Genomic DNA, 12,204 nt, shown 5'->3' with positions numbered 1-12,204 from the left:
CGCCATCATCGAGGCGGCCATGAATGTCCGTGCGCAGGGCATCCCCGTGCACGTCGAGATCATGGTTCCGCTCGTGGGCAACCACAAGGAGCTGCGCTACCAGAAAGGCATCATCGACTCGACGGCCGAACAGGTATTCTCGGAGCGCAACGACAAGATCGACTACATGGTCGGCACGATGATCGAGGTTCCCCGCGCAGCCGTGACCGCCCACCAAATTGCCGAGGTCGCCGAGTTCTTCTCGTTCGGCACCAACGACCTGACGCAGATGACGCTGGGCTTCTCGCGCGACGACATCGGCAAGTTCCTGCCGATCTACCTCGACAAGGGCATCCTGAAGAACGACCCGTTCCAGATCCTCGACCAGAACGGCGTGGGACAGCTGATCCGCGAGGCCGTATTCAAGGGCCGCGGCAAGCGCCCGATGCTCAAGTGCGGCATCTGCGGCGAGCACGGCGGCGAACCTTCGTCGGTCGAATTCTGCCACTACGCGGGCCTGAACTACGTGAGCTGCTCGCCGTTCCGCGTGCCCATCGCACGCCTGGCGGCCGCCCACGCAGCCCTCAAGGAGAAATAAGCCTTCACCCGGCAACCGCCGGAACACCCATACCAGCGAAAGCCTGCGGCGTGCATGCCGCGGGCTTTCGTTTTTAGCGACAAAAAAGTCCGGTTCGTTGAAAAATTTTTGCCGTGGCGGATAAGTTTTGTATATTTGTTCTGGCAAACAGTATTATTCGCAACTTTTGTTAAATTAAAGCAACAGACATGAAAAAGATTTTTCTTACGGTGATCGTCGTGCTTTTAGCAGTAACGACGGTTTCGGCACAGTACAAGGGCGACTGGGGAGTTGGCCCCAAAATCGGGGTATACACGAATGCGGGTGCCGACGGAGCCATCTTCGGTATCGGTGCGGCCGGACAGTACAGCATCACCGACAACTGGCGTGTAGCTCCCAGTATCCTGGCCCTTTGCAAGACGGATTGCTCGGTGGATATCAGCGCCGACGTACAATACCTGTTCAACATCGCCCCCGACTGGCATATCTATCCGCTGGCAGGTATCAGCGCCAACGACATCGGCGACTGGTCGTGCGGTATCAACCTCGGCGGCGGCGCGGACTTCTCGATCACCCGCAACTGGGACGTTTCGGCCGGCTTCAAATGGATGATCCAGACCGCCAAGGATTATGTACCCGGCTTTGTGAAGCGCAGGAACCCCATCGTTATCAATATCGGCGCGACGTACAGGTTCTAAGCCCCATCCCGAGAGGAAACAAAATCCCGGCACTTATTCGTAAGTGCCGGGATTTTTCATGTCCGCAGCCCCGATCCCGGCTATCCCGTGCCGGCTGAATAGCTTCCGCCGGATACAGGAAGCGACGGCGGAAGTTGCAAAAGTGTGATCCGCAAAATCCGAAAAACACATATCACGGCACGAGTGTTGTACGTCGTTCAGGCGACAAGGCAGCGCATCGGAGAGGTCGTCCCCAGCCGGGATGGGATCCTGTGACTAATTGACAACCACTTGATTATTCATATAAAATTAAACTAAAAGCCATGAAAAAAATTCTTCTGATCGCAACCGCGGCATTGTTTGCCTGGACGGCGTCCGCCCAGGACAACAACTACCGCAACACCCGTGACAACAACCGCAATGCGGCCCAGGCAGGCAATTACCGCAGCACGCCGGACAATTACCGCAGCGCCGTGGGCCCGCGCGTGAACTTCTATACCAATACGGGCGACGCATCCGTCGGGATCGGTGCTTACTACCGGTACAGTTTCGATTCCCACTGGCGTATCGAACCGTCGATCTATGTCCTGACGGAAAAGGACAGTTCGGTCGACATCAATTTCGACGCCCACTACGTATTCCGCATCGCCGACTGGTGGGGCGTCTATCCCCAGGTGGGCGTTGTCGCCAATGACATCAAGGACTGGGCATTCGGCATGAGCGTCGGCGGTGGTTTCGACTTCAACGTCGCGCGCCGCTGGAACATCTCCGCAGGTCTGAAATACGAGCCCATGTTCGACAGCGGCCGCAGCAATCCGCTCGTCGTCTTCGTAGGCGCAGCATACAGGTTCTGACAAGAGCAGTTCCCGACGTAGAAGGGTCTGCCTGACAAGTCCGTTATTTACGATTTCACCCCCGCCAGAGCAATCTCGGCAGGGGTGAATTGTTTTGAGGAACTTGTCAGGCAGCCTTTCCCGTTTCGTCATGCGGCAAAACCGCCGGCTCCCCGGGGCTGTGCCGCTGCGAGGCAGCAGCCGGGACGAACGTCCCGTTTGCCATGGCAAGGCCGGAACAGCTTTCCCGCCGGACGCAACCTGCTGCACAGGCGACAGGCCGATCCCGCGGACGCATGGCCCCGGCATACGGGTTATTTGGTCTTATACGCGCAGCGGTATTTGCCCTTTGCCAGGTTCATCAGCTTTCCTTTCAGCAGGTTGCGGCGCAGGGGCGAAATCCGGTCGGTGAAGACGATGCCCTCGATGTGGTCGTATTCGTGCTGGATGACCCAGGCCTTCAGCCCGTGGAACTCCTCGTCGTGCTCGACGAAATCCTCGTCCATATAACGCATCCGGATCGCCAGCGAGCGGGGCACGTCGGCATGGATGCCGGGGAACGAGAGGCATCCCTCGTTGTAGGTCTTCTTTTCCTCCGACAAGGCATAGATCTCGGGGTTGATAAAGGCGCGCTTGTAGTCGGCGCACTCCGGGTCGTCCTCGCCCCAGGGTGTACAATCGACGATAAAAAGGCGGATATTCTTGCCGATCTGCGGTGCTGCCAGTCCGACGCCCTCGGCTTCGCCGAGCGTCAGGAACATATCTTCCACGAGTTTCTTCACCTCGGGATAATCGGGCGTGATCCGCTCGCAGGGCTTGCGCAGCACGTCCGAACCATAAATTACTATCGGATAAATCATTTGTTAAACTCCATATAACTCTGTAAAATAATCGTGGCCGAGATCTTGTCCACCAGCGCCTTGTCCCGGCGCGCCATCTTGCCGATACCGCTTTCGAGCATCGTGCGGTGCGCCATCACCGAGGTGAAACGCTCGTCGTGGAAGACGACCTCCTTGTCGGGCCAGGCCTTCCGCAGGCGCACGGCCAGCGGCTCGATGAAACGCCACGTTTCCGAAGGCGTGCCGTCCATGCGCGAGGGCTTTCCCACCACGATGGTACTAACGTCCTCCGAGGCGAAATATTTTGCCAGCCACGCCTCAAGTCCCTTCGTATCGACCGTATCGAGCCCCCCGGCGATCAGACGCAGCGGATCGCTCACGGCAATCCCCGTGCGCTTCGTCCCGTAGTCTATGGCAAGTATCCGTCCCACGCACTAAAGGTTCGGGCCGGATTCGCCGCCCATATAACAGTAGTTCCTCAGCAGCCAGCCGGCCAGCATTCCGGCCGCCAGGCAAAGCAGCAGCGCCCACCAGGGGAAACGCCGTTTTTCACCCTCGACGATGCTGTCGGAATCGAAAATATTGAACCGGCCCATAATCGCCCCGCTACAGGTTCATTTTCCGGAACAGCTTGCGGTACGAGCACTCCTCTTCGACGAGCGAAGGCAGCGACTCGATCATGACGCGCTCCTGCTCCATCGTATCGCGGTGGCGCACCGTCACGGTGCCGTCCTCGAGCGTCTGCCCGTCGACGGTCACGCAGAACGGCGTACCGATGGCATCCTGGCGGCGGTAGCGCTTGCCGACGGAATCCTTCTCGTCGTAAACGACGTTGTAATCGTATTTGAGGTCGTCGACGATCCGCTGCGCCACCTCGGGCATGCCGTCTTTCTTCACCAGCGGCAGCACGGCCACCTTCACGGGCGCCAGCGCAGCCGGCAAACGGAGCACGACGCGCGAATCGCCGCCATCGAGCTGCTCCTCGGTGTAAGCCGCCGACATTACCTGCAGGAACATGCGGTCGACACCGATCGAGGTCTCGACGACATAGGGTACGTAGCTCTCGCCTGTTTCCGGGTCGAAATACTGGATCTTCTTGCCCGAGAATTTCTGGTGGTTGCCCAGGTCGAAATCCGTACGCGAATGGATGCCCTCGACCTCCTTGAAACCGAACGGGAAGTTGTATTCGATGTCGGTCGCGGCATTGGCATAGTGCGCCAGTTTGTCGTGGTCGTGGAAACGGTAGCGGTCGTCGCCGAAGCCCAGTGCACGGTGCCAGGCCATACGGGTCTCCTTCCACTGCTGCCACCACTTCATCTCCTCGCCGGGACGTACGAAGAACTGCATCTCCATCTGCTCGAATTCGCGCATGCGGAAGATGAACTGGCGGGCCACGATCTCGTTGCGGAACGCCTTTCCGATCTGCGCGATTCCGAACGGCAGTTTCATGCGGCCGGTCTTCTGCACGTTCAGGAAATTGACGAAGATACCCTGTGCCGTCTCGGGACGCAGGTAGATCGTATTGGCACCCTCGGACGTCGAGCCCATCTGGGTCGAGAACATCAGGTTGAACTGGCGCACCTCCGTCCAGTTGCGCGTACCCGAAATCGGGCACACGATCTCGCAGTCGACGATGATCTGACGCAGTTCATTCAGGTCATTGGCGTTCTGGGCGGCCACGAAACGCTTGTGCACCTCGTCGCGCTTGGCGAGGGTTTCGGCCACACGGGGCGAAGTCTCGCGGTACTTCTCCTCGTCGAACGACTCCCCGAAGCGCTTGCGGGCCTTCTCGACCTCTTTTTCGACCTTTTCATCCTGCTTGGCCAGCCAGTCTTCGATCAGCACGTCAGCGCGGTAACGCTTCTTCGAGTCCTTGTTGTCGATCAGCGGGTCGTTGAACGCACCGACATGGCCCGAAGCCTCCCACGTGCGGGGATGCATGAAGATCGCGGCATCCAGCCCCACGATATTCTCGTGCAGCTTGACCATCGAATCCCACCAATAACGCTTGATGTTATTCTTCAGCTCCACGCCGTTCTGGCCGTAGTCGTAGACGGCGCCGAGCCCGTCGTATATCTCGCTCGAGGGGAATACGAACCCGTACTCCTTGCAGTGCGCCACCAGTTTTTTGAAAAGTTCTTCCTGCGTCATTTTATCTTGTTTTTAAATTATTTTCCGAATTACAAAAGTACAAAATAATTGGGAACTACGTCTTTCCGTAGCGAATTTATTTCTATATTTGCCACGGCGGCCTGCCATGGGCCGCCGACATAAGAGACAAAAAAAGTGCATCGGCTTTTTTCTTCCGGCAGAAAATTGGACACTTTCCCGGACGGTAAGGAACGAAGGTTGATGCTCTCGCTGTTTTTCAGCGCGGGCATATTCTACCATTCTACCGTTCGGGTCGTCCAATACCTCTGCCGTGGATGTAGGATCGAGTCCGCGCTTTTGCGTCCCGCCCCGACGAAACGACCCAAACAAATGACGGGAACGATGAAACTTCTGATTGCGCTCATTGCCATCGCTATCATAGCAATATGCGGCAATGCCGGAAGTAAGAAATAGTGCTACACCAGCCCGGCGCGCAGGAACGAGAAATCGCCTTCGCGCGCTATGATTATGTGATCCAACAGCCGGATGTCGAACAACGCCGCAGCCTGTGCGACACGCTCGGTGAGCACCTTGTCCTGCGGACTGGGCGCCGCAGCCCCCGAAGGGTGGTTGTGAATCAGCACCAGCTGTGTGGCGAGCAGTTCCAACGCCCGTTTAACAACCAGCCTATGGTCGACGACCGTTCCCTGCACCCCGCCCTGGCTTATGCGCTGGCGCTCGATGATGCGGTTGGAAGAGGTGAGGTAAACCGCCCAACACTCCTCATAGGCAAGCGTTTCCAGCTGCGGGCGGAACAGCGCCACCACGTCGTCGCTCGTCGCAATGACATCCGCTTCCGCAGCCCGCGACGCCGCGACGCGGCGGCCGAACTCGGCGGCAGCAAGCAGCAGGCGGGCACGCCTGAGCCCCAACCCGCCGACCATCCGCAGGCGGGCTGCATCTTCCGACCCGATACGCGCGAGCGCCCCTCCGCAGGCCGCAAGCAACGCCCCGGCCGTCTGTTCGTCATCGGTCAGCACGGCCAGCAACTCCGCATCGCTGAGGGATTCGACGCCCCTCGCCGTCATCTTATCGGTAATCGTCTTCATAGGGAAAATATCAGGCAGGAAATCGGGTCTATATCGCGCAGTATGCGGAAAAGTTATCGGTCACAAAATCGAGCCGCATATCGTAAGCATCCGGCCGGCCCAGGGCATCAGCCGGGCTTTCCGCCGGCACCGGATTATAACCGAAAGTTATTGCGTCAGCCGGTCGACCCTGTCCAGCAGCGACGCGCACTGCTCGTCGGTCATGTACTCCGCCACGGAGAATGCGGCATGCTGCTCGGCCTCTTTCTTCGATTCGCCCGAGCCGTGCCCCACCTCTATGCCGTCGACCAGCACCGTGGAGTAAAATACGGGGTGGTTCGAGGAGTACTCCTTGTCGTTGCCCGTGCGGAATACGATCTTGAGGTGGTTTTTCTGGCACCACTCGATCAGCCGGCTCTTGAAGTCGGTCTCCGACTCGGTCAGTTCGTCGAGGTTCAGGGCCTGGAAATAAATTCGGTTGATCAGCAGCCGGTTGGTGAACTCATATCCCTGGTCGAGGTAAACGGCGCCTATCATCGCTTCGAAGGCATCGCCGTAGATGTGTTTCTGGGTAATGCTCGTACTGGCGTTCGAGATGACATGCCGATCCAGGCCGATTTTCACGGCCAACTCGTTGAGCGACTGCCTCGACACGATCTTCGACCGCAGCTGCGTGAGGAACCCCTCGTCCCGGTCGGGATATTCGATGAAAAGGTAGTCCGAGGTAACGGCCTCTATCACGGCGTCGCCCAGGAATTCGAGCCGCTCGTTGTTGATCGGGCGCCCGTCCTCCAGAACCAAAGAAGCTGACTTGTGAATCAAAGCCAGCTTGTAAAGTTCGATGTTGTTCGGGATAAACCCGAACATATCATCGACAACCTTATAATACGCCTTATCCCGCCCGAAATTCCTTCTAAGGGGGCGCAGTATGAAATCGAACACGGCCCGGACGGTTTTAGGGTAATCAGATCTTACGGAAAATGACCGTGGAGTTATGTCCGCCGAAACCGAACGTATTGCTCAGGGCACACCTCACTTCGCGCTTCTGCGCCTTGTTCAGCGTGAGGTTCAGGTTCGGGTCGATCTCCGGGTCGAGGTTGTCGCAGTTGATGGTCGGGGGAATCACGCCGTGCGTGATGGCGAAGATGCAGGCCAGGGCCTCGGCAGCTCCGGCAGCACCCAGCAGGTGACCGGTCATCGACTTGGTGGAAGAGATATTGACGTTATAAACGTGGTCGCCCAACACACCGGCGACAGCCTTCAGTTCGGGGATGTCGCCCGCGGGGGTCGAGGTACCGTGGACATTCACATAATCGATATCTTCGGGTTTGATGCCGGCGTCCTTGATGGCGTCGCGCATCGACTTCATGGCACCCTTTCCTTCGGGATGGGGGGCGGTGAAGTGGTAAGCGTCGGCAGAAGCGCCGCCGCCGATGATCTCGCAGTAGATCTTGGCACCGCGGGCCTTGGCATGTTCATACTCCTCGAAGATCAGGGCACCGGCGCCTTCGCCGATCACAAAACCGTCGCGATCCTTGTCGAACGGACGCGAAGCGTGCTGCGGGTCGTCGTTGCGCGTGGAGAGCGCCTGCATGGAGTTGAACCCGCCGACACTCGGCTCGTTGACCGCAGCTTCGGAGCCTCCGGCCACCATCACGTCGGCCTTCCCGTAGCGGATGGCGTCGAACGCGGCGATCATACCGTGGTTCGAAGATGCGCACGCAGACACCGTGCAGTAGTTCGGCCCCATGAAGCCGTACTTCATGGAGATGAAGCCGGCGGCGATGTCGGAGATCATGCGGGGAATAAAGAACGGGCTAAACCGCGGGGTTCCATCCCCTGCGGCCCAGCCCAGACACTCATCGAAGAAAGATTTGATTCCTCCGATGCCCGAACTCCAGATCACACCCACCTGCTCCTTGTCGACGGTCTCGAGGTCGAGCGCCGAATCCTCGACGGCCTGCGTGGCCGCGATCAGGGCATACTGGGTGAAAAGGTCGTACTTGCGTACTTCCTTACGGTCGAAATAGAGGTTCGAGTCGTAATTCTTTACTTCACAAGCAAACTTCGTCTTAAACTTCTCTGCATCGAAATGAGTAATCGGTGCGGCACCGCTGACTCCCTTCTCCAAATTCGAAAAATACTCTTCAATATTATTACCGAGCGGGTTGATCGTACCGATGCCCGTAACAACTACTCTTCTTTCTGTCATAAATTTAAGGCTATAAGAGGCTGTGAAAGCTCTTTTTATAAATTATTTCTTGTGCTCTTCGATATACTTGATAGCGTCGCCAACGGTAGCGATCTTCTCAGCGTCCTCGTCCGGAATCTGGATATCGAAAGCCTTCTCGAACTCCATGATCAATTCTACGGTGTCGAGCGAATCAGCACCCAGATGGTTGGTGAAGCTTGCTTCGGGTACAACCTCCGATTCCTTGACACCCAGTTTGTCGACGATGATCTCGACAACTTTTGATTGAACTTCTGACATAATTTTAATTTTTTAGTTAAACAATTATTTGGAAATAGTTCTTTCGTATTTCCGGGGTAATTTTGCGCAAAAGTAACACTTTTTTTATTACTTTTGACAAAACAGACTTTTTTTTTATTCACAACTTTTTCGACATTTAGCACATTTTTCAAATTAACCGATTCAAAACCATAGGCTTATGAAATTGCTTCTAATCTCGAATTCGACCAACGCCGGAGAGGAATACCTCCGCTATCCGATGCCCGAAATCGGGCGTTTCCTGCAGGGCGTCAGCGAAATCGTATTCGTCCCCTATGCCGCCGTGACATTTTCCTACGCCGAGTACGAAAAAAAGGTGCAGGCACGCTTCTCGGAGCTGGGTATCCGCGTGCGCTCGGTACACCGGGCCAAAGACCCTGCGCGCATGGTACGCGAGGCGGAAGCCCTGTGCGTCGGGGGCGGCAACACCTTCGCGCTGGCAAAAAAGATGCAGGAGCAGGGGCTTATGGCTGCCATCCTGCGTAAAATCAAGGCCGGGACTCCCTATGTCGGCTGGTCGGCGGGCAGCAACGTGGCATGTCCCACCATCTGCACCACAAACGACATGCCCATCGTCGAGCCGCAGTCGTTCAGGGCTGTCGGAGCCGTAAAGTTCCAGATAAACCCCCACTACCTCGACGCCAACCCCGAGGGGCACGCCGGAGAGACGCGCGAGCAGCGCATCCTCGAATACATCGAGGCCAACCCGCGGCGCTGGGTCGCCGGGCTGCGCGAAGGGTGCATGCTCCGCCATGCGGAGGGGAAACTCGAACTGATCGGCAAGCGCCCGATGCGCATGTTCCGCAAGGGCATGGAGCCCTTCGAAGTACAACCGGGCAGCGACCTGTCGTTCCTGCTCTAATCCCCGGCCGGAAGCGCTTCTGGCCGCAATCAAAAATATTTATATAAATAGGTATGAAAGTTCTGATAGCGGGCATGGGCCTCATAGGCGGCTCTTTTGCCCTCGCGTTGCGCGACCGCGGCATCGCGGACGAAATACTCGGTGTCGAGAGTTCGGAGGGTAACGCCGCCGAGGCACTGCGGCTCGGGCTGGCCGACCGCATCGTGGCGTTCGAAGAGGGCATCCCACAGGCCGACCTCGTGGTGCTGGCCACCCCTGTCGATACAATTCCCCTGATGGCCGTAAAAGCCCTCAACCGCGTAAACGGCAGCCAGGTGGTGATGGATTTGGGTTCCATCAAGGCCGAATTGTGCGAAGTTATCTCGATGCACGCCCGCCGCGGGCGCTTCGTAGCCGCCCATCCGATGTGGGGCACCGAATACAGCGGGCCGCGCGCCGCACAGCACGGCGCCTTCACGGGGCGCAACGTCGTATTGTGCGAAGTGGAGCGGAGCGACCCCGACGCGCTGGCGATGGCCGAGCGGATCTTCCGCACGCTGGAGGCACCCGCCGTCTACATGGACGCCGAGGAGCACGACCTGCATGCGGCCTATGTGTCGCACATCTCCCACATCACCTCGTTCGCGCTGGCGCTGACCGTGCTCGAGAAGGAACGCGAGGAGCGGCACATCTTCGACCTGGCGGGCGGCGGGTTCGAGAGCACCGTGCGGCTGGCCAAGAGCTCGGCCGCCACGTGGGTGCCGATCATGCTGCGCAACAAATACAACCTGCTGGACGTGCTGCGCGAGCATATCCACCAGTTGCAGATCATGCGCCGGATGATCGAGCGCGACGACGCCGAAGGGCTGAAGGCCGCCTTCGACCGGGCCAACTCGATCCAGCGCATCATCCACTGACAGGCATGAGTACGACGGCCGAAACGGGACGTGCGGGCGAACGGGCCGCGGCGGAGTACCTCCGCCGTGCGGGGTATGAAATCTGCGCCCTCAACTGGCGCAGCGGCCGCTACGAACTGGACATCGTGGCCCGCAAGGCGGGGATCGTGCATTTCGTGGAGGTCAAGACCCGCAGGGCCGGCTCCCTGACGCCGCCCGAGGCTGCCGTCACGCCGCAGAAGTTCCGCGCACTGACGCGGGCGGCCGTGCGTTACCTGGCCGCAACGGGCGGGCAGGACGAGGCGCAGTTCGACCTGGCGGCCGTGGACGTGATGCCCGACGGGCACATGGAGGTACGCCTGGTGGAGCAGGCGATGGAATACAACTGGTAATTTTGCATTTCCGACAAATTATACTACCTTTGTCGCACTGAAAATGAAAGCCCTGCGTACAGGGCCGGAAAACCCGGGCCCGCCCGGCGAACGTTAACGTATAGTATTTCAACACCGCAAACCGTAAACACCGATGTGGTTATATAATTTCGGTCTGACACTCTATGTGTGGCTCATCCGGCTGGTCGCACCGAGGCATCCGAAGGCACGGCTATGGATAGACGGGCGCAAAGACCTCTATAAACGCATGGCCGAGACCATCGACCCGACCGACCGCATCGTCTGGGTGCACGTCGCGTCGCTCGGCGAATTCGAACAGGGGCGCCCCATCATCGAACGCATCCGCAAGACCCATCCCGAATACAAGATCCTGCTCACGTTCTTCTCGCCTTCGGGCTACGAAGTCCGCAAGAATTACCAGGGCGTGGATTACATCTTCTACCTGCCGATCGACACGCCGCGCAACGCCCGCCGGTTCCTCGATGCGGCGCATCCCGAAATCGCAATCTTCGTAAAATACGAATTCTGGCTTAACCTGCTGCGCGACCTGCGCCGCCGCAAGGTGCGCACCTATATCGTCTCGGCCATCTTCCGCCGCAACTCGATCTTCTTCCGCCCCTACGGCGGCATGTGGAGGCAGGCGCTGGAGTCCTTCGACGTGATGTTCGTGCAGAACGAGGAGTCGAAAAAGCTGCTGGCCGGGCTGGGCTTCGACAACGTGATCGTAGCGGGCGACACGCGTTTCGACCGCGTGGCCGAAATCGCCGCCGCAGCCAAACATATCGACATCATAGACCGGTTCAAGGGGGACAAACGCCTCTTCGTGGCGGGTTCGACCTGGAACCCGGACGAAGAGCTGCTGATCCGCCTGATAAACGACAACCCCGACGTGAAATTCATCGTGGCTCCGCACGAGATGGACGAAGGCCGCATGGCACGCCTCGCGGCCGAGGCCAAGGGCGGGACGCTCCGCTACACGCAGTGCACGCCCCACACGGCCTACGGGTCGAAGCAACTGCTGATCCTCGACACGGTGGGGATCCTGGCGTCGGTCTACGGCTACGCGACGTGGAGCTATATCGGCGGCGGGTTCGGCGTGGGGATACACAACACGCTCGAAGCGGCGACATTCGGGCTTCCGGTGGCATTCGGCCCCAACTACGCGAAATTCAAGGAGGCACGCGACCTGGTGACGCTCGGCGCTGCCCGTCCGGTGAAAAACTACGACGAACTGCGCACGTGGTTCATCCCCTTGCGCGACAACGAGGATTTCCTGCAGAAAACAAGCCGTATAGCCAAAGACTACACCACCCGTCACCAGGGCGCCACGAACATCATCGTCAAGACCATCTTCCATTAGCCGTCCCCAAAGAGGGGACTATCGGTGGCCCCCCCCGGAAAGGCCGCGAAAAAAGCCACGGAAAGGCCACGGAAAGGCCGCGGAAAGGCCGCGGAAAGGCCGCGGAAAAGCCGCGGAAAAGC

At 58.5% G+C, this 12,204-nt stretch carries 15 protein-coding genes; 7 read left to right on the top strand and 8 right to left on the bottom strand.

Translation table 11 applies throughout. The features are described from left to right. From B3C38_RS04555 to B3C38_RS04545, 3 genes are all read left to right on the top strand, one after another. Positions 1–577 (top strand): putative PEP-binding protein (locus B3C38_RS04555; protein WP_349677381.1); only part of this gene is annotated, 577 nt, incomplete at its 5' end. Positions 578–765: 188 nt separating this feature from the next. Next, complete coding sequence (locus B3C38_RS04550; protein WP_022332850.1) at positions 766–1,254, top strand: outer membrane beta-barrel protein; 489 nt, start codon at positions 766–768, stop codon at positions 1,252–1,254. A gap of 302 nt (positions 1,255–1,556) precedes the next feature. Next, positions 1,557–2,087 (top strand): outer membrane beta-barrel protein, encoded by a 531-nt coding sequence (locus B3C38_RS04545; RefSeq protein ID WP_055211021.1) that lies wholly within the window; start codon positions 1,557–1,559, stop codon positions 2,085–2,087. 293 nt (positions 2,088–2,380) lie between these two features. On the opposite strand, the gene def is transcribed toward B3C38_RS04545, so the two are convergent. The 8 genes from def to B3C38_RS04505 form a co-directional block, all read right to left on the bottom strand. Next, positions 2,381–2,926: a peptide deformylase gene (gene def, locus B3C38_RS04540; RefSeq protein ID WP_018694945.1), complete on the bottom strand. Its 546-nt coding sequence runs from the start codon at positions 2,924–2,926 to the stop codon at positions 2,381–2,383. After that, positions 2,923–3,336, bottom strand: coding sequence for a Holliday junction resolvase RuvX (gene ruvX, locus B3C38_RS04535; protein WP_018694944.1), 414 nt, complete (start codon positions 3,334–3,336; stop codon positions 2,923–2,925). Before ruvX ends, def begins: the two co-directional genes overlap by 4 nt. A 3-nt stretch (positions 3,337–3,339) precedes the next feature. Continuing rightward, complete coding sequence (locus tag B3C38_RS04530; RefSeq protein ID WP_156326287.1) at positions 3,340–3,501, bottom strand: hypothetical protein; 162 nt, start codon at positions 3,499–3,501, stop codon at positions 3,340–3,342. 10 nt (positions 3,502–3,511) lie between these two features. Further along, positions 3,512–5,056 (bottom strand): glycine--tRNA ligase, encoded by a 1,545-nt coding sequence (locus tag B3C38_RS04525; protein WP_117506924.1) that lies wholly within the window; start codon positions 5,054–5,056, stop codon positions 3,512–3,514. A 416-nt stretch (positions 5,057–5,472) separates the two neighbouring features. Further along, complete coding sequence (locus B3C38_RS04520) at positions 5,473–6,105, bottom strand: JAB domain-containing protein (protein ID WP_022332847.1); 633 nt, start codon at positions 6,103–6,105, stop codon at positions 5,473–5,475. Between the two features lie 147 nt (positions 6,106–6,252). After that, positions 6,253–6,951 carry a ribonuclease III gene (gene rnc / locus B3C38_RS04515; RefSeq protein ID WP_055203730.1) on the bottom strand — a complete coding sequence of 233 codons (699 nt, stop codon included), beginning with the start codon at positions 6,949–6,951 and terminating at the stop codon, positions 6,253–6,255. Between the two features lie 97 nt (positions 6,952–7,048). Then, complete coding sequence (fabF, locus tag B3C38_RS04510; protein WP_286725766.1) at positions 7,049–8,296, bottom strand: beta-ketoacyl-ACP synthase II; 1,248 nt, start codon at positions 8,294–8,296, stop codon at positions 7,049–7,051. A 42-nt stretch (positions 8,297–8,338) separates the two neighbouring features. After that, a complete protein-coding gene (locus B3C38_RS04505; protein ID WP_018694937.1) occupies positions 8,339–8,575 on the bottom strand; it encodes an acyl carrier protein in 237 nt (78 codons plus the stop codon). A 178-nt stretch (positions 8,576–8,753) separates the two neighbouring features. Here B3C38_RS04505 and pepE point away from each other — a divergent pair, with 178 nt between their 5' ends. The 4 genes from pepE (at position 8,754) to B3C38_RS04485 (ending at position 12,082) form a co-directional block, all read left to right on the top strand. Then, entirely contained in the window at positions 8,754–9,455 is a 702-nt protein-coding gene (pepE, locus tag B3C38_RS04500) for a dipeptidase PepE (protein ID WP_055211019.1), read from the top strand. 53 nt (positions 9,456–9,508) lie between these two features. Next, positions 9,509–10,351 (top strand): prephenate dehydrogenase, encoded by an 843-nt coding sequence (locus B3C38_RS04495; RefSeq protein ID WP_286725760.1) that lies wholly within the window; start codon positions 9,509–9,511, stop codon positions 10,349–10,351. Positions 10,352–10,356: 5 nt separating this feature from the next. Further along, positions 10,357–10,722 carry a YraN family protein gene (locus B3C38_RS04490; protein ID WP_022332842.1) on the top strand — a complete coding sequence of 122 codons (366 nt, stop codon included), beginning with the start codon at positions 10,357–10,359 and terminating at the stop codon, positions 10,720–10,722. A 133-nt stretch (positions 10,723–10,855) separates the two neighbouring features. Continuing rightward, positions 10,856–12,082, top strand: a complete 1,227-nt coding sequence (locus tag B3C38_RS04485; RefSeq protein WP_022332841.1) for a 3-deoxy-D-manno-octulosonic acid transferase — start codon at positions 10,856–10,858, stop codon at positions 12,080–12,082. Positions 12,083–12,204 lie beyond the last annotated feature (122 nt).

The sequence above is a fragment of the Alistipes sp. UBA1686 genome (genome assembly GCF_002320215.1).
Classification (GTDB): Bacteria; Bacteroidota; Bacteroidia; order Bacteroidales; family Rikenellaceae; genus Alistipes; species Alistipes onderdonkii.
The sequence above is the reverse complement of the archived record's forward strand: the minus strand, read 5'-3'. Positions and strand labels throughout refer to the sequence as shown.